The sequence below is a fragment of the Burkholderia sp. 28_3 genome (genome assembly GCF_003253915.1).
Classification (GTDB): Bacteria; Pseudomonadota; Gammaproteobacteria; order Burkholderiales; family Burkholderiaceae; genus Burkholderia; species Burkholderia cenocepacia.
In genome coordinates this window covers 86,581-111,739 of record NZ_QKZF01000018.1, presented here as the reverse complement: position 1 = coordinate 111,739, position 25,159 = coordinate 86,581, and the positions used below count along the sequence as shown (strand labels likewise).

Sequence of the window (25,159 nt, the reverse complement as noted above, 5' to 3'; positions counted from 1 at the left end):
TGTCGACTCGCGACCGACCAGCGGCCCGTCACCGCCGGTTCGAGCGCGACACCACGTCGATCCACACCGCCAGCACCAGCACCGCGCCCTTGACGATCATCTGCCAGTACGCGTCGACGTCCAGCATCGACATCCCGTTGTCGAGGCTCGCCATCACGAGCGCGCCGATCAGCGCGCCGTAGACGGTGCCCGATCCGCCGCGCATCGACGTGCCGCCGATGAAGCACGCGGCGATCGCATCGAGTTCGCCCATCGTGCCGGCGGACGGCGACCCGGCCGCCAGCCGCGCCGTGTTCACGAGGCCGGCAAACGCGCACATCAATCCCATCAGCGCGAAGATCGCGAGCTTCACGCGATCGGTGTCCACGCCCGACAGCCGCGTCGCCTCCAGGTTCGATCCCACCGCATAGATGCGCCGGCCGAATACCGTCTGCGTCGCGATCCACGAGAACACGCCGAGCAACGCGAGCAGCAACAGCACCGGCACCGGAATGCCGCCGTAACGGTCGAGCGTCGCGACGAACGCGAACAGTACCGCGCCGGCGCCGACGATCTTCGCGACGTCCTGCCACAGCGGCGCGACCGCGAGCCGGTAGCGATGCCGCGTGCCGCGCTGCCGCACCACCAGCAGCGTCACGAGCGCGAACAGCAGGACCGCGAGGCCGTCCCCCGCCACGCGCGGCAGATAGCCCTGCCCGATGAACACGAAGCCGTCGGATACCGGCGCGATCGTCGAGCCGCCGGTCACGCCGAGCAGGATGCCGCGAAACGCGAGCATCCCGCCCAGCCCGACGATGAACGACGGCACGCGCCGATAGGTCGACCACCAGCCGTTGAAGAGCCCGATCAGCACGCCGAGCGCGAGCACGGCCGGGACCGTCGCCGCGACCGGCCAGTGACGGTTGACGTCGAGGATCGCGGCGACGCCGCCGAGCAGCCCGAGCAGCGAGCCGACCGACAGGTCGATCTCGCCCGCGATGATGACGAACACCATGCCGCACGCGAGCATGCCGGTGATCGACATCTGCCGCAGCAGGTTCGATACGTTGCGCGGCGTGACGAACGCGCCGTCCGTCAGCACCGAGAAGAACGCCCAGATCGCGACGACCGCGAACAGCAGCGCAAGCACCTTGTAGCGCGTGAAGACATGGCGCAATGGCAGCCGCGGCGCGCGGCCGGCGCCTGCATCCGGCGTCGCCGGGGTCGAGGAAGAAAGTTCGGAATTCATATCGCGCTCGCTGCAGTGGGTTCGGCGGGCAGGCGCGCGGGCTTCAGCGCGGCGCCGAGGATCTGTTCCTGCGTGAGGCCCTGGTTGACGAAATCGCCGCGCAGCTCGCCCTCGCCGATCACGAGCACGCGATCGGCCAGGCCGAGCACCTCCGGCAATTCCGACGACACGACGATCAGCGCGACGCCCCGCCTGGCCAGCGCGAAGATCAGCCGGTAGATCTCCGCCTTCGCGCCCACGTCGACGCCGCGCGTCGGTTCGTCGAGGATCAGCACCTGCGGCTCGGTCAGCAGCATCTTCGCGAGCACCGCCTTCTGCTGATTGCCGCCCGACAGGCTCGCGATCGACAGGAACGGGTGCGCTGCGCGCACCGACAGCCGCTGCATCTCGGTGCGGATCGTATCGAGCTCGGCGGCCGCGTCGATCCGCCCGCGCGCCGCGAAGCGCCGCAGCACCGCGAGCGTGATGTTGTGGCCGACGCCGAGCTGCGGCACGATGCCGTGGCGCTTGCGGTCCTCCGGCACCATCGCGATGCCGGCGCGGATCGCGTCGGCCGGCGAGCGGATCGACAGCGGCTTGCCGTTCATCGTCACGGTGGCCGTGCACGCGCCCGGATACGCGCCGAAGATCGCCTGCATCAGCTCGGTGCGCCCCGCGCCGACCAGCCCGGCGACGCCGACGATCTCGCCGCGCCGCACGCTGAACGACACGTCGTCGACCCGCTTGCGGCGCGCGTTCGTCACGTCGCAGCACGTCACGTGGCGCACGTCGAGCACGACGTCGCCGATCTCGTGCGGCTCGCGCGGATACAGGTCGCGGATCTCGCGGCCCACCATCATCGCGATGATCCGGTCGGTGGTCAGCGCGGCCATCGGCTCGGTCGCGACGTGGCGTCCGTCGCGGATCACGGTGACCGTGTCGCACACGGCCGCCACCTCGTCGAGCTTGTGCGAGATGTAGACGCACGCCACCCCACGGCGCTTCAGGTCGCGCACGATGTCGAGCAGGATGCGCGTCTCCGACGCACTCAGCGACGACGACGGTTCGTCGAGGATCAGCAGCTTCGCGTGCTTGTTCAGCGCCTTCGCGATCTCGATCAGCTGCTGGTGGCCGCCGCCGTAGTTCATCACCGGCTGCGCGACGTTGATCGTGTCGATCCGCAGTTCGTGCAGCAACGCCTCGGCGCGCCGGACCATCGCCGCGAAGTGCATGCGCCCGCCCGGCAGCGTGATCTCGTTGCCGAGGAAGATGTTCTCGGCGACCGACAGCTCGGGTACGAGCATCAGCTCCTGATGGATGATCGCGATGCCCGCCCGCTCGGTGTCGCGCACGCCGGCGGCCACGAGCGGCGCGCCTTCCCAGCGGATTTCGCCGTCCCACGTGCCGTGCGGATAGACGCCCGACAGCACCTTCATCAGCGTCGACTTGCCCGCGCCGTTCTCGCCGCACAGCCCGACGCATTCGCCGGGCCGCACGGTGAGGTCGATGCCGTCGAGTGCCTTCACGCCGTCGAATGCCTTGACGATGCCGCGCATCGTCAGCAAGGGTTCCGTCATTCGTTCATGCCTCGCAGGATGCGCGCGGGCGCGCTAGTGAAGCGCCGCCCGCGCGTCGCGCCGTTACTGGCTCGCCAGCTGGGCCTGGGTATAGAAGCCGTCCTTCACGACGACGTCGACGTTGCGCTTGGTCAGCAGCGTCGGCTGCAGCAGCACCGTATCGACCTTCTTCCTGCCGTTGTCGTATTGCGCGTTGAACGCGGGCTTCGCGCCCTTCGCGAGATCGACCGCGAGCTTCGCGGCTTCGCTCGCGATCAGCTTCAACGGCTTGTAGACGGTCATCGTCTGCGTGCCGGCGATCACGCGCTTGACCGCGGCCAGATCCGCGTCCTGCCCGGATACCGGCACCTTGCCGGCCAGATGCTGCGCGGCGAGCGCCTGGATCGCGCCGCCGGCCGTGCCGTCGTTCGACGCGACGATCGCATCGATCTTGTTGTTGTTCGCGGTCAGCGCATCCTCGACGATCCGCAGCGCGGTCGATGCGCTCCATTCGGGCACCCACTGCTGGCCGACGACCTTGATGTCGCCTCGGTCGATCGCCGGCTTCAGCACCTTCAGTTGTCCTTCGCGCAGCATCTTCGCGTTGTTGTCGGTCGGCGCGCCGCCCAGCAGGAAATAGTTGCCCTTCGGCTTCGCATCGAAGACGCCCTGCGCCTGCAGCTCGCCGACCTTCTCGTTGTCGAACGAGATGTACGCGTCGACGTCCGCATCGAGAATCAGGCGGTCGTACGACACGACCTTGATGCCAGCCTTCCGCGCCTCGGCGACGACGTTGCCGAGCGTCTTCGAGTTGAACGGCACGATCACGATCACGTCGACGCCGCGCGAGATCAGGTTCTCGATCTGCGAAATCTGCCGCGCCTCGCTCGCATCGGCGGACTGCACCGACACCTTCGCGCCGAGCTTCGTCGCGGCCGCGACGAAATAGTCGCGATCGCGCGACCAGCGCTCGACGCGCAGGTCGTCGATGCAAAAACCGATCTCGGGCTTGTCCTTGCTCGCATGGGCGAGCGGCGTGCCCAGCGCGAGGATCGCGAGCGCGGCGGCGCCGGCCAGCGAACTCAATACGGTACGACGCGTTACGGATTTCATGTCTCCAAACTCCTTGTTATGGAACCACCTCACGAACGCCGGGCGGCAGCCGACATGCGCCGCCCGCATCGAGTCACTGCAAAGCCCGGCAGCGCGACCGTTGCCGGCCACCTGCGCGGCATCGCGTCAGCGCAACCCGTAGATCGCCTGGTTCACGATGTTCTCGAGCCGCTCCTGCGCGCCGCTCGCATGTTGCGGGTCCACGCCGCGCGCGAGCGCGTCGGCCGCGAGCGACTCCAGCGTATAGCCGCCCGCCAGGATCTTGCGGCCGAACGCGTCGTCCCATTGCGCATAACGCTGCCGGCGCAGCGCGTCGAGCCGGTCGTTCTCGACCAGCACCGCCGCGCGTTCGAGCGCGAGCGCGAGCACGTCGATCGCGCCGACGTGGCCGTAGAACAGGTCTTCCGGATCGATGCTCTGGCGGCGCACCTTCGCGTCGAAGTTCATCCCGCCGGTCGTGAAACCGCCGTGACGCAGGATCTCGTAGAACGCGAGCGTCAGTTCCTCGACGCTGTTCGGGAACTGGTCGGTGTCCCAGCCGTTCTGCGGGTCGCCGCGGTTCGCGTCGACGCTGCCGAACACGCCGAGCGCGAACGCGTTCGCGATCTCGTGATGGAACGAGTGACCGGCGAGCGTCGCGTGGTTCGCCTCGATGTTCACGCGAATCTCGTTCTGCAGTCCGTACTGCACGAGAAAGCCGTGCACGGTCGCGACGTCGTAGTCGTACTGGTGCTTGGTCGGCTCCTGCGGCTTCGGCTCGATCAGCAGCGCGCCCTTGAAGCCGATCCGGTGCTTGTGCTCGACGACCATCGACAGGAAGCGGGCGAACTGGTCGCGCTCGCGCTTCAGGTCGGTATTGAGCAGCGTCTCGTATCCTTCCCGCCCGCCCCACAGCACGTAGTTTTCACCGCCGAGGCGATGGGTCGCGTCGAGCGCATGGCACACCTGGGTCGCGGCCCACGCGAACACGTCGGGGTTCGGGTTCGTCGCGGCGCCGGCCGCGAAGCGCGGATGCGAGAACAGGTTCGCGGTGCCCCACAGCAGCCGCACGCCGCTTGCCTGCTGGCGCTCGCCGAGATAGTCGACCATCCGCGCGAAGTTGGCCGCGTATTCGCGCAGGCTGTCGCCTTCCGGCGCGACGTCGGTGTCGTGGAACGTATAGAACGGCGTACCGAGCTTCGTGAAGAATTCGAACGCCGCATCCGCCTTCATCCGCGCCCGCTCGAGCGCATCGCCCGGCTGCTGCCACGGCCGCCGGAACGCGGCCTGCCCGAAGATGTCGTGACCGGGCCACACGAACGTGTGCCAGTAGCAGACCGCGATCCGCAGATGCTCGGCGAGCGTCTTGCCCAGCACGCGCTTGTCGGGGTCGTAATGGTGATACGCGAGCGGGTTGTCCGACTGCGGGCCTTCGTAGCGAATCGCGGGAATGTGTTCGAAATACGACATGGCGTCTCCGTGCGGGTTCTTGTTGCAGCGCAACGCGCGTCGCGGCGACGCACGCGGCCGATTCGGTTGGCTGGATCGTGCCCGCGCGCCTGCCGGCCGGCAATTGCGAAATTGCGCAGCCCGCTTGATGTTTCTTGCCAGCGGCGCTCGTACGGTACGCATTCCGTCCTACAATCGCCGTCACCAGACCACCGCGCGCCGCCTCCGCGAGCGCGCCCCGGAGACAACGGCACGGCGCCCCCGACGCGCTCGCCCGACACCGAGATGACACGCGCCCCTTCCGCCCAGACACCGCACCGCATCGCGCTGCTGTTCAACGCGAACAAGGTCTACGACCGCGAGATCATCAGCGGCATCGGCCAGTACCTGCACACGACGCGCGTCGTGTGGGACCTGTTCCTCGAAGACGACTTCCGCTGCCGGCTCACCGGGATCGAGCGCTTCGACGGCGACGGCATCATCGCCGACTTCGACGACCCGGCCGTGGCCGACGCGCTCGCCGGCTCGCCGCTGCCGATCGTCGCGATCGGATCGTCGTACGAGGACCCGACGCAGTACCCGGACGGCGTCCCATATATTGCGACGGACAACCCGAAGCTCGTGTCGCTCGCGTACACGCACCTGATCGGCGCGGGGCTCGCGCATTTCGCGATGTACAGCCTGCCGGTCGCGCAGGAGAACCGCTGGGCGCAGCAGCGCGAGCTGGCGTTCGACCGGCTCGCGCGCGCGGACGGGCTCGACGCGCCGATCTACCGCGGGCTGTCGACCAGCGCGTCGGGCTGGAATCACGCGATCGAGCAACTGATCGGCTGGCTGCATGCGCTGCCGAAGCCCGTCGGCGTGATCGCGGTGACCGATGCGCGCGCGCGGCACCTGCTGCAGGCGTGCCTGATCGCCGGCCTCGCGGTGCCGGAACAGGTCGCGATCATCGGCATCGACAACGATCCGCTCACGCGCACGCTGACGCGCATTCCGCTGTCGTCGGTGATCCAGGGCACCGAGGAAATGGGCCGCACCGCCGCGCACCTGCTGCATCGGATGCTGCGCGGCGCGCGCTTTCCCGGGCAGCGCATTCTCGTGCCGCCGGTCGGCATCAACGTGCTCGAATCGACGCGCCACCAGCCGCTGGCGAGCCCGCACGTGATGCGTGCGCGGCATTTCATCCGCCAGTACGCGTGCCAGGGGATCAAGACCGAACAGGTCGCCGACTATGTCGGCGTGTCGCGCTCGCTGCTCGAGGAGCACTTCCGGCGCGAACTGCAGCGCACCGTGCACCAGGAGATCCTGCGCCACAAGCTCGAAGCCGCGCAGGCGCTGCTTGCCGGCCGGCAGGCCAGCAGCGCCGAAGTCGCGATCCGTTGCGGGTTCACGTCGCTTCAGTACATGTATGCGGTGTTCAGGCGCGAACTCGGCTGCACGCCGCGCGAATATCAGGAACGCGCGGCCGCCACGCCCTGACGCCCGCCGCCCATCCGACCTCCACTCATGCATATCGATACCGATTCCTCCTACCTGACACGCGGCGTCGCACGCGTGCACGCCGAGCCGTGGGGCACGTTGCCCGACGGCGAGCCGGTGCGGCGCTATACGCTGCGCAACGCGCACGGGATGCGTGTCGTCGTCAGCGACCTCGGCGCGACCGTCGTGTCGTGGCTCGCGCCCGATCGCACGGGACGCTTCGCCGATATCGTGCTCGCGCACGACACGCCGGCCGAGTACCTCGAATCCGGCGTCTACCTCGGCGCGACGATCGGCCGATGGGCAAACCGGATCGCCGGCGCCCGCTTCACGCTCGACGGCGTCGACTACCTGCTCGACCGCAACGAGAACGGCAACCTGCTGCATGGCGGCGCGAACGGGTTTCATCGCGCGCGGTGGGACGTGATCGACGACGGCGGCGGCCTGACGCTGCGGCTCGATTCGCCGGAAGGCGATGCGGGATTCCCCGGCAACGTGAGCGTCCAGGTGCGCTACACGCTCGACGACGACGGCACGCTGACGATCGACTATGCGGGGTGGACCGATGCGCCGACCCCGCTGAACCTGACGAATCACAGCTACTTCAACCTGAACGGACGCGCGGGCAGCGACGTGCGCGGCCATCTGCTGCACATCGACGCCGACGCGTTCCTCGAAGTGGACGACGCGCTGATCCCGACCGGCACGGCCGACGTGACGGGCACGGCGTTCGATTTCCGGCACAGCGCGCCGCTCGGCGCGCGCCTCGACTGGCCGCATGCGCAACTCGCGCGGGCGCGCGGCTTCGATCATTGCTTCGTCGTCGGCAACGGCGCGCGCGAAGTCCGGCCCGTCGCACGCGTCTACGATCCGGAAAGCGGCCGCGAGTTGATCGTGTCGACCGATCAGCGCGGCCTGCAGCTCTATACGGGCAACTATCTCGACGGCGTGCGTGTGAGCGGCGGCACGCGGTGCGCACGCCACGCGGCGCTGTGCGTCGAGGCCGGCGGCTTTCCGGACCAGGTCAACATGGACGGCCTGCGCGACGACGTGATCGTTCGTCCGGGCACCGTCTATCGACAGACCACGCGGTATCGGGTCGGCGTTCACGCGTAGCGCGGGGCGGGCGGCAGCGTCGCTTGGCGGGAACCGGCGCGAATGTCGACGCTTCGCCACGCCGCCCCGCTTGCTCGCGTCGGCTTTCCCCCTGCGGATTTACGCCGTCACGCGCGCAGCCGGGGCAGCGAGACGATCGCTGAAACAGGAAAATGCTTTCTACGATTCGTTGGTTTGAGCGGCGCGGCGCAGCCCGTAGCATGGGCGCGTCACCCATCCTCCAGCATCGGAATGTCCGCGCAAACAGACAAGGTCGTCCATTGGCTGCTGTCCAGCCTGGAGCCGAGAAGCCAGCTTTTTCATGTCGGCCAGTATTGCGGCGACTGGCAGGCGTCCACCGCCGGCCGTGCGAAAGCGAGCTTCCACGTGATCCTGCACGGATCGGCGTGGCTGCATTTCGCCGACGGGCGCGACAGCATCCCGGTCACCGCCGGTGAAGCCGTCTTTCTGCTGCGCGACGTGCCGCACGGCTTGTCGCCGAGCCCGGTCAACCCGCAGGCCTGCGCGGTCGCGGGCGGCCGCCCGCTCGAGCGACGCGGGTCGATGCAACCGCTCGACCCGTCGGTCGACGGCAGCGTCGGGCTCGCCTGCGGCTTCATCGAATTCCGCTCCACCGTGTCGCGCGCGATCGTGTCGCTCTTTCCCGAGTACCTGATCGTGCGGCGCGGCGACGACGCCTATCGCGGTATCCACGGGCTGTTCGACCTGATTCGCGCTGAAGGCCGCCATGGCGTCGACGCCCCCTCCCCGCTGATCGACAAGCTGGTCGAACTGCTGCTGTTCTATGCGGTGCGGGATGCCGCGGGGCACGATACCGTGGCGAGCGGCCTCGCGTCGCTGATGCAGCGGACCGGTTTCGCCACGCTCGTCGCCGCGATCATCGATGCGCCCGCCGACGCGTGGACCACCGACTCGATGGCCGCATTCGCGAACATGTCGCGCACCGCGTTCTGCAAGCACTTCAGCGAAGCGTCCGGCCATCCGCCGATGCAGTTCGTCACGATGGTGCGGATGCGACTCGCGGCGGACCTGTTGCAGCAAGGCCTGCCGATTTCGCGTGCGGGTGAACTGGTCGGCTATCAGTCGGAATCGGCGTTCGCGCATGCGTTCAAGCGCACGATGGGCATGCAGCCCGGCGCATGGCGGCGCGGCGGCCCTGCGTCGCCATCGGCGGCGCGCCTGCACTAGCCGGAGACGGCGCGACGGCGGAACGCGCGGCGCGGGACGAACGCACAGGAATCGCGGATGTTCGCGCATTGTCCGGCGGGGGCGCCGCCTCGACAATGATCTCACTGCCCCTCCGGAGAATCCTGTGAGCCGCCTGCCCTTGCCCACCATCGAAACCGCCCCCGCGCCCAGCCAGCCATTCCTGGAAAAGTCGCAGCGCGCGAACGGTTTCCTGCCGAACCTCGTGCGCTCGCTCGCGAACGCGCCGGTCGCGCTCGAAACCTATCTGACCGTCGCGGAGATCAACAGCCGCGCGGGCCTCACGTTCGCCGAGCGCGAAGCCGTGCAGATCACCGCGGCCGCCGTCCACGGCTGTGCGTTCTGCGTGGCCGGACACACCGCGGCGGCGCTGAAAAAGGCCCACGTCGACCACGCCGCCGTCGATGCATTGCGCGACGGCGAACCGGTCGCCGATCCGCGGCTCGACGCCGTCGCCGCATTCACGCGCGCCGTGATCGCGACGCGCGGCGGCGTGCCCGACGACGCGCTCGACGCGTTCCTGGCCGCGGGCTTCACCGAGGCGAACGCGCTCGAAGTGGTGCTGGGCGTGAGCCTCGCGACGCTGTGCAACTTCGCGAACAACCTGTCGCGCAACGAACTCAACCCCGAACTGGCGGCATACCGATGGGAACCCCGGACACAGGCCGCCTGACGGCGCTCGAACTCGACGCGTCGCTGGTCGACTGGCTCGACGCGAACGCCACGTCGCTCGACACGCGCGCCGCGCTGAAAGCGGAAGTCGTGCCGCGCCTCGCGGCGGCCGGACTGTTCCGGATCGGCGTGCCGGCGGGCCTCGGCGGCGCCGGCGGCACCACCGCGGACGCCATTGCCGGCATCGCCGCGGTGGCCGAGCATTCGCTGACCGCGGCATTCGTGCTGTGGGGCCAGCGCAGCTTCATCGAATACCTGTTGCAAAGCCCGAACGCCGCACTGCGCGCGCGCTGGCTGCCGGCGCTGCTCGACGGCCGTTGCGCCGGCGCCAGCGGGCTGTCGAACGCGATGAAGTATCTGTGCGGCATCGAGTCGCTTCAGATCGACGCGACGCGGCACGCGGACAGCGCCGACGACTGGCGGCTGACGGGCAGGATGGCGTGGGTGACGAACCTGCGCGCCGAACGGTTCGTGGTGGCGGCAGCCGTCGCGTTCGACGATGGCCGCCCGTCCGCGATCGTCGCGATTCCGGATGACGCGCGCGGCCTGGCCCGCAGCACGGATCTCGACCTGATCGCGCTGCGCGGCAGCAACACCGCCGCGCTGCATCTCGACGCCGTGCCGAGCGACGCCGCCTGGCTGATCCACCCGGACGCGCAAACCTTCCTGCCCGCGGTACGACCGGCATTCCTCGGCTTGCAGTGCGGGCTGTCGATCGGGCTCGCGCGGCGCTCGCTGGCCGAAGCGCGGCGCGCGGCGGAGACGACGCGCGGCATTCTCGGCCCCGAAGTCGAATCGTGCGCGGCCGAACTGGCCGCCGCGTGCGCGCAGTTGTCGGCCGGCATCGCCGACGGCAGCCTGCGCCTGCATCCGAACCGCCTGTTCGAGCTGCGCATCGCGCTCACGACGCTAGTGGCCACCGCCGTGAACCTCGAACTCGAGGCGAGCGGCGGCCGCGGCTATCTGCGCGATGCGGGGCTCGGCTTCGAGCGACGCTGGCGCGAAGCGGCGTTCATTCCGATCGTCACGCCGAGCGTGGTGCAGTTGAAGGCGCAACTCGCCGCGCAGGCGCGGAGCATCGCCGCATGACGCCCCCGCTGCTGGACGCCCGTCACCTGACGCTCGGCTACGGCGACGAGCCGCGCACGACCGTGCTTGCCGACGTGTCGCTGTCGGTCGGACGCGGCGAAATCGTCGCGTTGATCGGCCCGAGCGGGACCGGCAAGTCGAGCCTGCTGCGCGCACTGGCCGGGCTCGAGCGGCCGCAATCCGGCACCGTATCCGTCGACGGCGCGCTGCTGCAGGGCCCGCACCCGAGGATCGCGATCGCGTTCCAGGACCCGTGCCTGCTGCCGTGGCTGTCGACCGAACGGAACGTCGCGTTCGGGCTTGCCTTCGCGCATCAGGAGCGCCTCACGCGCGATCAGCAACGCGAACGCGTCCGCTCGGCGCTGCGCGCGGTCGGGCTCGACGCCGCCGCGTCGCTGCGCCCGGCCCAGCTTTCCGGCGGGATGGCGCAGCGTGCGGCGCTGGCGCGCGCACTGGCGCGTCGGCCGCACGCGCTGCTGCTCGACGAACCGTTCTCGGCGCTCGACGAAGTCACGCGCGCGGCGATGCAGCGGCTGCTGGTGAACATCGTGTCGACGACGCGCTGCGCGACGGTGCTCGTGACCCACGACATCGACGAGGCGCTGCTGGTGGCCGATCGCATCGTGCTGCTCGGCACGCAAGGCCGCTTCATCGACGCGTGGCAGGTCGATTACCCGCATCCGCGCGACGCGTTCGTCAGCGAACTCGGCACGATGCGCATCGACATCCTGAAGGCGTTGCAGGCCGGCATGAAGCGCCTGCACGCGTCCGAACCCCATCCCTTGAACTGACCTCCCTATCCATGTGCCAGATTCCGATGTCGCGCCGCGAATGGCTGAAGCTCGCGGCCCTGTTCACCGCGACGGGTGCCGCCCCGTTGCTGTCGATGGCCAACGCGCACGCCGCGGCCGAACCGGATGCGCCGGTTCGCATCGGCTATCTGCCGATCACCGACGCGGCCCCGCTGCTGGTCGCCCACAACAACGGCTATTTCGCGTCCGAAGGGCTGACGGTCGAGCAGCCGAAGCTGCTGCGCAGCTGGGCGCAGCTCGTCGAGGCGTTCCTGTCCGGCCAGGTCAACGTCGTGCACCTGCTCTCGCCGATGACGCTGTGGGCACGCTACGGCAGCCGCGCGCCGGCGAAGGTGGTCGCATGGAATCACGTGAACGGCTCCGGGCTGACGGTCGCGCCCGACATCGATTCGCTGCGCGATCTCGGCGGCAAGACCGTCGCGATTCCGTTCTGGTACTCGATTCACAACGTCGTGCTGCAGGACATGCTGCGCGGGCAGGGGCTCGTCCCCGTGCTCAAGCGGCGCGGCACGCCCGCGGCGAACGAGGTCAACCTCGTCGTCATGGCGCCGTCGGACATGCTGCCCGCGCTCGCCGCGCGCCAGATCGCCGGGTATATCGTCGCGGAGCCGTTCAACGCGACCGCGGAATTGATGAAGATCGGCAAGATCCTGCGTTTCACCGGCGATGTGTGGAAGAACCATGCGTGCTGCGTCGTGTTCATGCACGAGCAGGATCTGACGCAGCGCCCCGCGTGGTCGCAAAAGGTCGTCAACGCGATCGTGAAGGCGCAGCTGTGGGCGCGCTCGCATCCGCAGGAAACCGCGCAACTGCTGTCGAAGGACGGCACGCACCGCTATTCGCCGCACACGCTCGCGTCGCTGGACCGCGTGCTGGTGCCGTCGGCGTCGCTGGTCGACACCTATCGCGCGAGCGGCGCGATCCGCCACGCCGACTGGCACGCGAAGCGGATCGACTTCCAGCCGTATCCGTTCCCGAGCTATACCGAGGCGCTGGTGCAGCGGCTGAAGCGGACGGTGGTCGACGGCGACAGCGCATTCCTCGCGTCGCTCGATCCGGCGTTCGCGGCCCGCGACCTGGTCGACGACCGGTTCGTGCGCAAGAGCATCGACGCGGTCGGCGGGCTGACCGCGTTCGGTCAATCGGGCGGGTTCCGCCGCGAGGAGATCGTCGTTGTCTGATGCGCTTGCTACCCGCCGCTCGTCCGCACCCGGCACGCGCCGGACCGGCGGCGCCCGTTCCCGGGCACCTGCGGCCGCGGGCTGGCTCGGCGTGGCCGGGCTCGTGGCGACGGTCGCGGTCTGGTGGGCCGCGATTCATGCGTTGACCGAGCCTGGCTCGCTCGGCCGGCAGTTCGCGCCGGACAGCGCGTTCGCCAGCCTGCGCTCGCTCTGCGCGGACGATCATCTGCTCGAACACGCGCTCGTCAGCCTGCGACGCATCGGCGTCGGGCTCGGCGCGGCGCTGCTGGCCGGCGTCCCGCTCGGCTTGTTGCTCGGCCGCGTGCAATGGGTCGAGCGGATGCTGTCGCCGACGTTCCAGTTCCTGCGCATGGTGTCGCCGTTGTCGTGGATGCCGCTTGCGGTCATGTCGTTCGGCATCGGCGACCGCGCGATCTACTTCCTGCTCGGGTTCGCCGCGTTGTGGCCGGTGCTGATGAGCACGGCCGCCGGCGTCAAGCAGATCGACCGGCGCTGGCTGCAGCTCGGCGCGAGCCTCGCGGCCACCCGCAGCGAGCTGCTGGTCCATATCGTGCTGCCCGCGATCGCGGGGCCGCTGCTCAACGGCATCCGGCTCGCGATCGGCATCCTGTGGATCGTGCTGGTGCCGGCCGAGATGCTCGGCGTCAACGCGGGCCTCGGCTACCTGATCCTCGATACGCGCGACCGGCTCGCGTATGCGGAGCTGACCGCGGTGATCGTCGTCATCGGCGCGCTGGGTTTCGCGCTCGACGGCATCGCGCGGGGGTTGACCCGCGCGCTGCTGGCGTCCGGGCGCTGACGTTCAATTCCACGCATGGCGCGCCGGGCGCGCGCCGTTCAGGTAGTAGTTGCCGACGAGGTGATATTTCCAGCGCACCGGGTCGTGCAGCGTATGCGTGCGCGCATTGCGCCAATGGCGGTCGAGGTTGTGCTCGGCGAGCGTCGCTTGCGTGCCGGCCAGCTCGAACAGCTTTTCGCCCGCGAGCAGCGCGACTTCGGTCGTCAGCACCTTCGCTTCACCGACCGCCACCGACGCCCGCGCGACGTCGTCCTCGGTCACGTCGCCCTTGGCCGCGATCTCGTCGAGCGTGCGCGCCGCGCGTTCGAGCAACGCGTCGGCCGCATGCAGCTGGATGTGCAGCCGGCCGATTTCACGAATCGTCAGCGGATCGTCCGTGGCCCGCTCGACGCCGCTGTCGACCCACGGCCGCGTGCGGGTTCGCACGAACGCGAGCGTATCGTCGATCGCCGCCTTTGCGATGCCGGCGTCGATTGCCGCCTGGATGATCTGCGACAGCGGGCCGTTGAGCGTCGGCACGTCTGACACGCGCTGCGCGGGCAGCACGTGCGACGCCGGGATGCGCACCGCGTCGAGTACCACCGTGCCGCTCGCGGTCGTGCGCTGGCCGAAGCCCGACCAGTCGTCGATCACGGTCAGCCCGGGCGTCGGTTGCGGCACGTACGCGAGCCAGGCCTGCTGCGCGTCGTCGAGCCCGAGCACCGGCACGTAATGCGCGAACAGCGCGCCGGTCGAGTAGAACTTCGTGCCGTCGACGACGTAGTCGTCGCCGTCGCGGCGCACGCGCGTCTTCAGGTCGAGCACGTGCTTCGTGCCCTTCTCCGAGAACCCGTTGCCGAACCGCTTGCCGCTCAGCACTTCGGCGAAGAAGTGCCGCTTCTGCGCGTCGGTGCCGACGAGCGTGATCACGTCGATCAACCCGAAATGATTCTGCGGAAGCTGCCCGAGCGACGCATCGGCCGCGGCGACGATCTTGATCACCTCGGTGAGCGTCACGTGCGAGACGCCTGCGCCGCCGTATGCCTTCGGCACCGTGATCGCCCACAGCCCCGACTGCGAGAACCATTCGATTTCCTCGCGCGGCAGGCGGCGGTCGCGATCGCGCTCGGCGGCGCCTTGCGCGAGGCGTTGCGCCAGCGCATGCGCGGCCGCGATCGCTTGCGCATCGTCGGCGATCACGCGGGCCACCTGCGGGTGTGCATCGGCCGGCCGCTCCTGAATCGTCGCGCTCGTGTCTGACATCGGGCTCTCCTGTCGAATGGCGAAAGCATTCAATCTAGCAGCGCCGCGCGGGCCGGAAAACCGAGCGATTCTCGGAACGATATTCCTTGGGAGAACAAACGACGTCGCGCCTGACGCAGGTGGAACGGCGTTTTGACGTCGCAACGGATGCATGAACGTCGATGCGTCCCCGCGTGGTTGCGGTCGCAGTCGCGGTAATACGCAGCGACGATAACGATCCGAGAATCCGTTATTGGAACGCCCGCTTCGCGCTTCCTATACTGGGCTCCCGGCGCACGCCCTTCGAGGAAACCCGCATGACTTCGTCGCACGCAGCCCCCGACCTTTCCACTGGTACCGATTACGATGCGCTCGCGAGCCGGTTCCGGCCGATCTTCGAGCGTATCGCCGCCGGCACCGCCGAACGCGAACGCCGCCGCGAACTGCCGCACGAGGCGATCGGCTGGCTGAAATCGGCGGGCTTCGGCGCGATACGGCTGCCGGCGAGCGCGGGCGGCGCCGGCGCGTCGCTGCCGCAGTTGTTCCGGCTGCTGACCGAGCTGGCCGCCGCCGATTCCAATTTGCCGCAGGCGTTGCGCGGACATTTCGCGTTCGTCGAGGACTGGCTGAACGCACCGGACGGCCCGCAACGCACGACCTGGTTCGACCGCTTCGCGAGCGGCCAGCTGGTCGGCAATGCATGGTCGGAAGCCGGCGACGTGCCGCTCGGCCAGACCGTCACGAAGGTGTCGGAGCAAAACGGCCGGCTCGTGCTGAACGGCCGCAAGTTCTACAGCACCGGCAGCCTGTTCGCCGACTGGATAGACGTGTTCGCGCAGCGCGCGCACGACGGCAGCGACGTGATCGTCGCCGTCGCGACCGCGCAGCCGGGCGTGATCCGCGAGGACGACTGGGACGGTTTCGGCCAGACGACCACCGGCAGCGGTACGACGCGTTTCGAGGACGCGGCGGTCGATGCGGACAACGTGATCGATTTCGCGCGCCGCTTCAAGTACCAGACCGCGTTCTATCAGCTGTTCCACGTCGCGACGCTGGCCGGCATCGGCCATGCGATCGTGCGCGACGCGGGCGAACTCGTGCGCAACCGCACACGGGTGTACAGCCACGGCAATGCGCCGCGCGCGGGTGACGACGCGCAGTTGCAGCAGGTGATCGGCGAGATCGCGTCATGGGCCTACGCGGCCGACGCGCTCGCGCTGCGCGCAGCGCAACCGCTTCAGCAGGCGTACGAAGCGCGCTTCGGCGGCGACGAAGCGGCCGAGCAGGCCGCGAACGTCGCGGCCGAAATCGAATCCGCGCAGAGCCAGCTCGTCGTGTCCGAACTCGTGCTGCGCGCGGCGACGCGCCTGTTCGATGCGCTCGGCGCATCGGCAACCCGCAGCACGACCGCGCTCGATCGCCACTGGCGCAACGCGCGCACGGTGTCGTCGCACAACCCGCTCGTGTACAAGGCGCGCATCGTCGGTGACTGGATCATCAACGGCCGCACGCCGCCGTTCGTGTGGCGCGTCGGCAACGGTGCGGACGCCAACGCGGGCGCCGGTGCGGAAACGGGGGCCGCGCAATGAGCAAGACGATCCGCTTCAACGCATTCGAGATGAACTGCGTGGGCCACCAGTCGCCCGGCCTGTGGGCGCATCCGCGCGACCGCTCGTGGCAGTACAAGGATCTCGACTACTGGACCGACCTCGCGCGCGTGCTCGAACGCGGGATCTTCGACGCGATCTTCATCGCGGACGTGATCGGCTACTACGACGTGTACAAGGGCAGCAACTATCACGCGCTGCACCAGGCCGCGCAGATTCCCGTCAACGATCCGCTGCAACTGGCCGCGCCGATCGCGATGGCGACCGAGCATCTCGGCATCGGCATCACTGCGTCGACGACGTTCGAGCACCCGTACACGTTCGCCCGCCGGCTGTCGACCGCCGACCATCACACGAAGGGCCGGCTCGCATGGAACATCGTCACGTCGTACCTGGAGAGCGGCGCGAAGAACGTCGGCGATCACGGGCTGCGCATGCACGACGACCGCTATGCGGTCGCGGCCGAGTACGTCGAGGTGCTGTACAAGCTGTTCGAGGGTAGCTGGGAAGACGGCGCGGTGGTGCGCGATCGCGATGGCCGCGTGTTCACGCATCCGGAGAAAGTGCACGAAATCGGCCACAAGGGCCGCTTCTTCGACGTGCCCGGCTATCACCTGTGCGAGCCGTCGCCGCAGCGCACGCCGGTACTCTTCCAGGCTGGCGCGTCGGGCCCGGGCAAGGCGTTCGCCGCGCAGCACGCCGAATGCGTGTTCGTCGCCGCGCCGACCCGCGACCAGCTCGCGCGCTATGTGGCCGACGTGCGTGCGCAGGCCGCGGCCGCCGGGCGCGACCCGGCGAAGGTTCTGATCTACAACCTCGTCACGGTGATCGTCGACGAGACCGACGAGAAGGCGCAAGCGAAGTTCGACGAGTATCGGCGCTACGTGTCGTACGACGGCTCGCTGGTGTTCATGTCCGGCTGGACCGGCATCGACTTCGGCCAGTACGCGCCGACCGATCCCGTCAGGCGCGTCGAAACGAACGCGATCGTATCGGCGGTCGAGCACCTGTCGGGCGGCGACACCGCGTGGACGATCGAGGCGCTGGCGGCCTGGGGCGGCATCGGCGGGATGGGCCCGGTGTTCGTCGGGTCGGCGTCGACCGTCGCGGACATCCTGCAGGAATGGGTGGCCGCGACCGACGTGGACGGTTTCAATCTCGCGTATGCGGTCGCGCATGAAACCTTCGAGGACGTCGTGCGCCATCTCGTGCCCGAGTTGCAGCGGCGCGGCGTGTATCCGACCGCGTATGCGCCGGGCACGCTGCGCGAAAAACTCTTCGGCGGATCGGCGCGGCTGCCGGACGAGCATCCGGCCGCGCAGTTTCGCGATATCGAACAGGTCAAGCGCGCGGCCGAGCGGGAAGCGGTGAGCGCGTAGCGTTGGGCGACGTCGAAGCCGGTCTGTCCGCATTCACGCGGCGGCCGGCTTTCAGTACAAACGGTTTCGTGCAGTCTGACGAAGCCGTTTGTATTTGCCGGGGGACAACGAGCGCCCCCAGGGTCGATGGTTACGCCACGCTTTCGTCGTCGACGTCGTTCGCCGTCGGCTCATAACGAATGATCAGCAGGAACACGATCGGCGTGACCGCGCTGATCGCGACGACCCAAAACATGTCGGTGCCGAGACGCGCCTGCAGGATCGGCAGCACGAACAGCGCGAGTGCCTGGCCGATGCCGCACAGCGACCGCCCGAAGCCGACGCCGGTGCCGCGGATCGCGGCCGGATACGACAGCGTCGGATAGATCATCATCTGCGCGCCCGGCCCGAAACCTTCGGCGAACAGCCAGGTGCCGAGCATCAGCAGCACGACGCCGACCGCCAATGCGCCGTGCGGATGCCCCGCCAGCGCCAGCGCGACGAGCGCGACCGTTTGCAGCGCAAACCCCGCGATCGCGACATGACGCGACGGATAGCGATACGCGAGTCGCATGCCGAGCAAGCCCCCGGTGAACGCGAACAGCACGTTCAACGCGAGCGACGCCGCGATCGTCTCGAACACGCCCGCGCCGAGGAATTGCGACAGGATCGACGGCAGGAAGAACGCGATCGCCGTGTATTCGAACGGGATGCACAGGTTCATCACGCTGGCGACGATCGTGCGCCCCAGATACGGACGCTGGAACAGTACGCGAATCCGCACCGGCGGCGGGCTCGGCTCGCGTCGCGCATCGTCCGCTTCGTGCGCGTGAATGCCGTACGATTCGCGCAGGATCCGCGCGGCATTGGCCAGATCGCCCTGGTTCGCGGCCCACAGCGGCGACTCGTTCATGAAGCGGTTGCGGAACAGGATGATGACGAGCGCCGGCACCGCGCCGAAGATCAGCGACGCGCGCCACAGCCAGCCCGCGTGCTCGGCCGGCAGCAGGAAATACAGCCCGAAGATCAGCAGGAAGCACACCGACGACGCGACGTACCACATCGGGCACCACGCCGCGAGCCGCGACGCCTTGTTGCCGCGGCCGTTGAACTTCGAGAATTCGGCGAGGAACGCCATCGCGACGGGCAGGTCGATGCCGACGCCGAGCCCCATCACGAAGCGCGCGGCGATCAGCACCCAGACGTTCGGCGCGAGCCCGGCCGCGATCGCCGCGACCACGAAGAACAGCATGTCGGCCATGAACACCTGATAGCGGCCGATCCGGTCCGTCAGCCAGCCGCCGACCAGGCTGCCGAAGATCGTGCCGATCATGATCGCCGACCCGACCAGCCCGGTCAGCGCGGGCGTCAGGCCGAATTCGCGCGCCACGTCGTCGATGCCGTACGACAGCGTCGTCAAGTCGTACGCATCGAGAAACACGCCGCCGAGCGCCAGCAGCACGATCATCCGTGCGTGGCTCACCGAACTGTCCACCGTATTGATCAGGCGCGCGACGTCGCTGGCCGAGCGGATGGGAGAAGACGCCGGCGCGAGCGGGCTCAGATCGATCGAACTCATCGGATTCCTTAGTTTTGTGCCGAATGCACGGCAAGGTCGTCGTGGAGCCGGAAACCGGACAGGTGCGTTCGCGACCATCGCGGCGCCGGGCGAATGCGGCCCCGTCGTCATCGGGTTCCGGCAACGGAAATTCTGTTCCCTCGATCCGGCAATCCCAAGCGATATAAACCGATAAATTAATCGGCGTGCGTCATAAAGTTGCGCGGCAGAGGCGCTTAGCAGCAGCGTGCATGTGCAATCGCGGATTTCTTCGTTAACGGAACGCCTGCGCTTCGTTACAGTAGCCCACTACCCTGCCTGTTCGCGGCGCGTTGCCGCTCTTCCGGAGAATTCCCGATGAAGTCGTTCTGGTCCCGCGTGTGGCAATCCGCGGCCGTCGTCGTTGCCGCGCTTGCCGGCCTCGCGTCGATACACGCGCAGGCGGCGACGCCCGCTGAAATCCGCGTCGACTACGCGTACTACTCGCCCGAGAGTCTCGTGATCCGCCACTTCGGCTGGCTCGACGACGAATTCAAGGCCGACCATACGGCGATTCGCTGGGTGCTGAGCCTCGGCAGCAATCGCGCGCTCGAATACCTGAACAGCGGCGCGGTCGATTTCGGCTCGGCCGCGGGGCTGGCGTCGGTGCTCGCGCGCGCGAACGGCAACCCGATCCACACGGTCTACGTGTTCTCGCGCCCCGAATGGACGGCGCTGGTGGTGCGCAAGGATTCGCCGATCCGTTCGCTCGCCGACCTCAAAGGCAAGAAGATCGCCGCGACGCGCGGCACCGATCCGTTCCTGTTCACGCTGCGCGCGCTGCACACGGTCGGCCTGACCCGCGACGACGTCGAGATCGTCAACTTGCAGCATCCGGACGGCCGCACCGCGCTCGCGAACGGCCAGGTCGATGCGTGGGCCGGGCTCGATCCGCACATGGCCGCCGCGCAGCTCGACGACGGCGCGCGCCTGCTGTACCGCAACGTCGCATTCAATACGTACGGCTTCCTGAACGTGCGCGATGCGTTCGCCAGCCAGTATCCGCAGGCGGTCGCGCGCGTGCTGAAGGTCTACGACCGTGCGCGCCAGTGGATCGTCGCGCATCCGGCCGAAACCGCGCAGATCGTCGCCGACGAATCGAAGGTATCGCTACCGGTCGCGAAGCTGCAGCTTCAGCGCAACGACTTCAGCGACCCGGTGCCGGGCGACACGCAGCGCGCGGCGCTGAAGGCCGCCGCGCCGGTGCTGACGGCCGAGCAATTGACCAAGCCGGGCGTCGATCCGGCGAAGATCGTCGATACGCTGCTCGATCCGTCGTTCGCGCGCCCGATCGTCGCGGCGTCGCACTGAGCGTGACGCCGATGACGGACACCACCGCGCGCGGCGACGCGCTCGCGTCCCGCCAACCCGCTTCGCCGCCGCGTGCGGCCCGACGTGACCCGCTGCGCGCGTGGCGGGTCGCGGGCCTCGCGCTGCCGTTCGCGGCGCTCGTGCTGCTGGAGTTCGTGGTGCGGCGCGGCTGGCTGCCCGAACATCTCGTGCCGGCGCCGAGCGAGATTCTCGATACGCTCGCGCGAATGGGCGTCACGCGGGTTGCGCGTCACGTCGGCGCGAGCACGCTGCGCGTCGCGGCCGGCTTTGCGGCGGGCGCCGGCCTCGCGCTCGTCGTCGGCGCGGCGATGGGCCTGAGCCGCCGAGTCGATGCGCTGTTCGAACCGACGTTCCAGGCGCTGCGCGCGATTCCGTCGCTTGCGTGGGTGCCGGTGCTGCTGCTGTGGCTCGGCATCGACGAAGCGCCGAAGATCACGCTGATCGCAATCGGCGCGTTCTTTCCCGTTCATCTCGCGGTGGTCGCCGGCATTCGCGACGTCGACCGCAAGCTCGTCGAGCTCGGCGCGGTGTACCGGCTCGGCCCGCTCGCGCTGTTCCGCCGGATCCTGCTGCCCGCCGCGCTGCCGCAGATCGTCACCGGCCTGCGGACCGGCCTCAGCCTCGCGTGGATGTTCATGGTCGCCGCGGAGCTGATCGCGGCCACGCGCGGCCTCGGCTTCCTGCTGAGCGACGGCCGCGAAACCGGACGCCCCGATCTCGTGTTCGGCGCGATCCTGCTGCTCGCGTTGCTCGGCAAGCTGACCGACGGCGCGATGCGCCGCATCGAGTCGCGCTGGCTCGGCTGGCGCGATGCGTTCGACGGCGCGGCGCGCGAGGGCGGCAAATGAGCGCCTCCCCTTCCGTCCGGCCGGCCGCCGGCCTCGCCACGCCGCTGCTCGACCTGCGGATCGCCCGCAAGCTGTATGGCGATCGCACGATCCTGGCCGACATCGCGTTGCAGGTCGCGCGAGGCGAAATCGTCTGCGTGGTCGGCCCGAGCGGGTGCGGCAAGAGCACGCTGCTGCGGATCGTCGCGGGCCTGGACCCGGACTTCCGCGGCAGCGTGACGCTCGATGGCAGCGCGCTGGCCGGGCCGTCCGCGCGTGTCGGCGTGATCTTTCAGGAGCCGCGGCTGCTGCCGTGGCTGTCGATCGCGGACAACGTCGGTTTCGCGTCCGGCGCGCGGGGCGGACGCGATCCGAGCGTCGCGCGGTTGCTCGACGAGGTCGGCCTGGCCGGCGTCGCGCGGCAGCTGCCGGCCACGTTGTCGGGCGGGATGGCGCAGCGTGCCGCGATCGCGCGCGGGTTGTTCGGCGAGCCGGATCTGCTGCTGCTCGACGAGCCGTTCAGCGCGGTCGACGCGATCACGCGGATGCGCTTGCAGACGCTGCTGCTCGAGGTCGTCCATCGGCACCGGATGGCCGCGATCGTCGTCACGCACGATCTCGACGAGGCGCTGTATCTCGGCGATCGCGTGCTGGTGCTCGCGCCGAACCCCGGCCGCGTCGACGATGAACTCCACGTCGACGTCGCACGGCCGCGCGATCGGCGCGATCCGTCGCTGGCCGCGCAGCGCGCGCGGCTGATCGATGCGTTCCAGCGCTTTCACGATCGTGAGGCGCGCGACCCCACAGGCATCCCGGTCACGCCGGCGTGACGTAGCCACTTCATTGCGCAGACGCCGACCGGACGAACGCGGCCAGATCGCGATTGAACCGCCCGGCTTCCTCGATGAACGGCGCGTGACCGGATGCCGCGTACACCTTGCTGACGATGCGTGAGTTCAGCGCGGCCGCGCGGGCCAGCGTCGCCTGCGTGTCGACCAGCGCGTCGCGCCCGCCGTAGATGAACAGCAGCGGCACGCGCGCGTGGCCGAGCCCCGCGGCGGCGAATACCGACATCGTCGGGATGGCCTTTTGCATGTCCCACGACGCCATCGCAGCGTTGGCGAGCAAGCGCTCGAACGTCGCGGCATCCGGCCGGCGGTTGAAGCACAGACCGACGAAAGTCCGCTCGCCGTCGAGATGCGTTTTCAGATCCGCCGCATTCATGTCGCGGTACACGTCCGGATGATCGACGATCTGGCCCGGCGCAAGCTCGACCACGCCGTCGACGTACACCGCGCCCGCGATCGCGCGGTCGCCGTATTGGGCGAGGTAGTTCGAGATCACCACGCCGCCGAGCGACCAGCCGACCACGACCGGTTTGCGCGCATGCGTGCCGTCGATGACCGCGGCGAGATCGTCGCCCCAGCGGGTTCCGTCGCGATACGGCTGCGCGCCGGACGGCTTGTCCGACAGCCCGTGGCCGCGCAGGTCGTACGTGATGATCCGGAAGCCGCGCAGTTCGGCGCTCTGGACCTGCGCGTCCCAGTTCAGGCGGCTGCCGAGCAGGCCGTGAATCAGGATGACCGGAACGCCGTCCGGGTCGCCGCTTTCCTGAACGGCCAGCTTCACGCCGTCCGTCGACGTCACGGTATAGCTCAGCGGCGCGGCGGCCGCGTCGTACGCCCACGCGAACGGCATCGCCCACCAGATCACGGCAATCAGCCAGCGCATCAGCACTCGGGTATCCATGGTGTTTTCCTCCAGGCATGAACGGACGCCCAGTCTCAACCCTCACACTGATGTAAGAGTCAAGCGGATCGTGCTAACCTGCCCTTCATGAAAAATCCGCCTACCCAGCCACTGCTGACCATCGGCAAACTCGCGCAGCTCACCGGCGCGAGCGTGCGCTCGATCCGGCACTACGACGAGCACGGCCTGCTCGCATCGGTGCGCGCGGACAACGGCTATCGCCTGTTTCCCGACAAGGCTGTGACGCAGGTCAAGCAGATTCAGCGCATGATCGCGACCGGTTTCACCCTCGACGACATTCGCGGCTTTCCGGACTGCATGTTGCTGATCGACGGCGCCCGCTCGTGCGACCAGATCACCGACGTCCAGCGCGAACGCCTCGAAGCGATCGACCGCCAGATCGCCGATCTCGAGAAGCGGCGCGCAAGGCTCGTCAAGATGTTGCGGGATGGTGCGGTGCCGCCGCTCGATTGATCGATGCGCGGGTTCGCCAGCGGTCCGCTTTTTCCCGCTACGGATACCGGCCCACCCGCGCGCTTCGGGCACAATACGCGCCCTCACCTTTTTGCCGGTGGTCACACCCATGCGCGTCATCGTCGTCGGAACAAGCGGAGCCGGGAAATCCACCTTTGCCAGCGCACTGGCCGCCGCCGCGGCCTGCCCGTACATCGAACTCGACCGGCTCTACTGGGGCCCGGGCTGGACCGCCGTGCCGCCCGCGCAGTTCGACCATGCGGTGCGGGCGGCGACGGCCGGCGACCGCTGGGTCGCCGACGGAAACTACAGCGCGGTGCGTGACGTGCTGTGGTCGAGGGCCACGCACGTCGTATGGCTCAACTTCGGGCGATGGACGGTGTTTTCCCGTGTGCTGCGGCGCACGATCGGCCGCGGGCTCATGCGCACCCGGCTCTCTCACGGCAACCGGGAATCGCTGCGGATGGCGTTCTGCTCGCGGGACTCGGTGCTCCTGTGGTCGTACACGACGTTCGCGAGAAACCGCGTGAAGTTCGCCGGCTTGCGCGACGACCCGAAATACGCGCATCTGCAATGGACGGAGATCACCAAGCCGTCGCGTACCCGCGCGGTCATCGAGACGCTCGCCCGCGCCAGCCGTTGCGATTGAGCGTGGCACGCACTGCGTCGCATCAATCGTCGAAGGTGCCCTGATATTCCGGCGCGGCATCCGCACGCGTATTCAGTTCGAACATCACGCCGCCCGGCGCGCGGCAAAAGAAGCGCGAGCCGCGCCCGTTGTTGAAGACGTCCGTCTCCATCGCGACGCCTTCCTCCTTGAAGCGCGCGAACAACGCGTGCACGGCATCGAGACTCGGCAGTTCGAAGCCGACGTGGAAATTGGCGGGCCATGCGGGCACGCCGTCGCCGACGTGATCGATCACGACGTCGAAGCCCGGGCGTTTGAGGATCCAGGATTTTTCCCAGCTTCCCGCTATCGTGAAGCCGAGGTATCGCTCGAAGAATCGGGCGGTGGCCAGCGTGTCGGCGGAGGGAAAGCTCAGGTGGTTCAGCTTCATCGTGGCTGTCGTTTCGGTCATGGTCGCGCTCTCCGATGCGGTGGTGGGCGGAGGCCCCATGCCGTGCCGCCCGAGGACTTCAGAATACGAGCGCGGGCTCGCGTTCAACAACTCGCATTGAACGTTGCGCCGGACGCGGGCGAAACCCTTGCGGGGCCGGCCGTCGAGCGATGAAGGCGATCGCGGCGGACAGCGCCACTCGCATTCGCGACAGGCGCCGTCGATGCGGGATGACCAGTCGAACGAATACGCCAAAC

General features: G+C 68.7%; 23 protein-coding genes. 15 read left to right on the top strand and 8 right to left on the bottom strand.

Features of this window, described 5'->3' with window-relative positions; all coding sequences use genetic code 11:
* Positions 1 to 28: 28 nt before the first annotated feature.
* From DFS13_RS29120 to xylA, 4 genes are all read right to left on the bottom strand, one after another.
* Positions 29 to 1,228, bottom strand: coding sequence for a sugar ABC transporter permease (locus DFS13_RS29120; protein ID WP_034203492.1), 1,200 nt, complete (start codon positions 1,226 to 1,228; stop codon positions 29 to 31).
* Positions 1,225 to 2,784, bottom strand: coding sequence for a D-xylose ABC transporter ATP-binding protein (xylG, locus tag DFS13_RS29115; RefSeq protein WP_111442427.1), 1,560 nt, complete (start codon positions 2,782 to 2,784; stop codon positions 1,225 to 1,227). Before xylG ends, DFS13_RS29120 begins: the two co-directional genes overlap by 4 nt.
* Before the next feature lie 63 nt (positions 2,785 to 2,847).
* Entirely contained in the window at positions 2,848 to 3,876 is a 1,029-nt protein-coding gene (gene xylF, locus DFS13_RS29110; protein WP_006483304.1) for a D-xylose ABC transporter substrate-binding protein, read from the bottom strand.
* Positions 3,877 to 4,002: 126 nt separating this feature from the next.
* Complete coding sequence (gene xylA, locus DFS13_RS29105) at positions 4,003 to 5,325, bottom strand: xylose isomerase (RefSeq protein WP_006483287.1); 1,323 nt, start codon at positions 5,323 to 5,325, stop codon at positions 4,003 to 4,005.
* A gap of 264 nt (positions 5,326 to 5,589) precedes the next feature.
* Between xylA and DFS13_RS29100 the strand changes: the two genes are divergently transcribed.
* The 8 genes from DFS13_RS29100 to DFS13_RS29065 all read left to right on the top strand — a co-directional run bounded on the left by DFS13_RS29100 (position 5,590) and on the right by DFS13_RS29065 (position 13,679).
* Positions 5,590 to 6,783, top strand: a complete 1,194-nt coding sequence (locus DFS13_RS29100) for a DNA-binding transcriptional regulator (protein ID WP_006483281.1) — start codon at positions 5,590 to 5,592, stop codon at positions 6,781 to 6,783.
* A gap of 27 nt (positions 6,784 to 6,810) precedes the next feature.
* On the top strand, positions 6,811 to 7,899 hold the full coding sequence (locus tag DFS13_RS29095; RefSeq protein WP_006483285.1) for an aldose epimerase family protein: 1,089 nt from the start codon (positions 6,811 to 6,813) through the stop codon (positions 7,897 to 7,899).
* 231 nt (positions 7,900 to 8,130) lie between these two features.
* Positions 8,131 to 9,087, top strand: a complete 957-nt coding sequence (locus DFS13_RS29090) for an AraC family transcriptional regulator (RefSeq protein WP_060263475.1) — start codon at positions 8,131 to 8,133, stop codon at positions 9,085 to 9,087.
* A gap of 124 nt (positions 9,088 to 9,211) precedes the next feature.
* Positions 9,212 to 9,778, top strand: a complete 567-nt coding sequence (locus DFS13_RS29085; protein WP_006492422.1) for a carboxymuconolactone decarboxylase family protein — start codon at positions 9,212 to 9,214, stop codon at positions 9,776 to 9,778.
* A complete protein-coding gene (locus tag DFS13_RS29080) occupies positions 9,751 to 10,866 on the top strand; it encodes an acyl-CoA dehydrogenase family protein (RefSeq protein ID WP_111442426.1) in 1,116 nt (371 codons plus the stop codon). The genes DFS13_RS29085 and DFS13_RS29080 overlap by 28 nt, the downstream gene beginning before the upstream one ends.
* Positions 10,863 to 11,657: an ABC transporter ATP-binding protein gene (locus tag DFS13_RS29075; protein WP_006498128.1), complete on the top strand. Its 795-nt coding sequence runs from the start codon at positions 10,863 to 10,865 to the stop codon at positions 11,655 to 11,657. Before DFS13_RS29080 ends, DFS13_RS29075 begins: the two co-directional genes overlap by 4 nt.
* Positions 11,658 to 11,668: 11 nt before the next feature.
* Positions 11,669 to 12,859, top strand: coding sequence for an ABC transporter substrate-binding protein (locus DFS13_RS29070; protein ID WP_111442425.1), 1,191 nt, complete (start codon positions 11,669 to 11,671; stop codon positions 12,857 to 12,859).
* A complete protein-coding gene (locus tag DFS13_RS29065) occupies positions 12,852 to 13,679 on the top strand; it encodes an ABC transporter permease (RefSeq protein ID WP_111442424.1) in 828 nt (275 codons plus the stop codon). The genes DFS13_RS29070 and DFS13_RS29065 overlap by 8 nt, the downstream gene beginning before the upstream one ends.
* 3 nt (positions 13,680 to 13,682) lie before the next feature.
* Here DFS13_RS29065 and DFS13_RS29060 read toward each other — a convergent pair whose 3' ends face one another.
* On the bottom strand, positions 13,683 to 14,921 hold the full coding sequence (locus DFS13_RS29060; protein ID WP_006483330.1) for an SfnB family sulfur acquisition oxidoreductase: 1,239 nt from the start codon (positions 14,919 to 14,921) through the stop codon (positions 13,683 to 13,685).
* A 296-nt stretch (positions 14,922 to 15,217) separates the two neighbouring features.
* On the opposite strand from DFS13_RS29060, the gene DFS13_RS29055 reads away from it, so the two are divergent.
* Positions 15,218 to 16,489, top strand: a complete 1,272-nt coding sequence (locus tag DFS13_RS29055; protein WP_034203482.1) for an acyl-CoA dehydrogenase family protein — start codon at positions 15,218 to 15,220, stop codon at positions 16,487 to 16,489.
* The gene (locus tag DFS13_RS29050; protein ID WP_111442423.1) at positions 16,486 to 17,886 is read left to right on the top strand and encodes an LLM class flavin-dependent oxidoreductase; all 1,401 of its coding nucleotides are present in this window, start codon (positions 16,486 to 16,488) and stop codon (positions 17,884 to 17,886) included. Before DFS13_RS29055 ends, DFS13_RS29050 begins: the two co-directional genes overlap by 4 nt.
* A gap of 130 nt (positions 17,887 to 18,016) precedes the next feature.
* On the opposite strand, the gene DFS13_RS29045 is transcribed toward DFS13_RS29050, so the two are convergent.
* Positions 18,017 to 19,444 (bottom strand): MFS transporter, encoded by a 1,428-nt coding sequence (locus DFS13_RS29045; protein ID WP_109342305.1) that lies wholly within the window; start codon positions 19,442 to 19,444, stop codon positions 18,017 to 18,019.
* 336 nt (positions 19,445 to 19,780) lie between these two features.
* Here DFS13_RS29045 and DFS13_RS29040 point away from each other — a divergent pair, with 336 nt between their 5' ends.
* From DFS13_RS29040 to DFS13_RS29030, 3 genes are read left to right on the top strand one after another with little or no spacing between them, the layout of a single operon-like run.
* Entirely contained in the window at positions 19,781 to 20,773 is a 993-nt protein-coding gene (locus DFS13_RS29040) for an aliphatic sulfonate ABC transporter substrate-binding protein (RefSeq protein ID WP_006483326.1), read from the top strand.
* An 11-nt stretch (positions 20,774 to 20,784) separates the two neighbouring features.
* Complete coding sequence (locus DFS13_RS29035; RefSeq protein WP_034204015.1) at positions 20,785 to 21,642, top strand: ABC transporter permease; 858 nt, start codon at positions 20,785 to 20,787, stop codon at positions 21,640 to 21,642.
* Complete coding sequence (locus DFS13_RS29030; RefSeq protein ID WP_062885998.1) at positions 21,639 to 22,451, top strand: ABC transporter ATP-binding protein; 813 nt, start codon at positions 21,639 to 21,641, stop codon at positions 22,449 to 22,451. The genes DFS13_RS29035 and DFS13_RS29030 overlap by 4 nt, the downstream gene beginning before the upstream one ends.
* A gap of 10 nt (positions 22,452 to 22,461) precedes the next feature.
* Here DFS13_RS29030 and DFS13_RS29025 read toward each other — a convergent pair whose 3' ends face one another.
* Entirely contained in the window at positions 22,462 to 23,370 is a 909-nt protein-coding gene (locus tag DFS13_RS29025; protein WP_006483331.1) for an alpha/beta fold hydrolase, read from the bottom strand.
* Between the two features lie 87 nt (positions 23,371 to 23,457).
* On the opposite strand from DFS13_RS29025, the gene DFS13_RS29020 reads away from it, so the two are divergent.
* Together DFS13_RS29020 and DFS13_RS29015 are read left to right on the top strand one after the other, a co-directional pair.
* Positions 23,458 to 23,844 (top strand): MerR family transcriptional regulator, encoded by a 387-nt coding sequence (locus tag DFS13_RS29020; protein ID WP_006483333.1) that lies wholly within the window; start codon positions 23,458 to 23,460, stop codon positions 23,842 to 23,844.
* Positions 23,845 to 23,953: 109 nt separating this feature from the next.
* The gene (locus tag DFS13_RS29015) at positions 23,954 to 24,493 is read left to right on the top strand and encodes a hypothetical protein (protein WP_006498118.1); all 540 of its coding nucleotides are present in this window, start codon (positions 23,954 to 23,956) and stop codon (positions 24,491 to 24,493) included.
* A 22-nt stretch (positions 24,494 to 24,515) separates the two neighbouring features.
* On the opposite strand, the gene DFS13_RS29010 is transcribed toward DFS13_RS29015, so the two are convergent.
* Complete coding sequence (locus tag DFS13_RS29010; protein WP_006483322.1) at positions 24,516 to 24,923, bottom strand: VOC family protein; 408 nt, start codon at positions 24,921 to 24,923, stop codon at positions 24,516 to 24,518.
* Positions 24,924 to 25,159 lie beyond the last annotated feature (236 nt).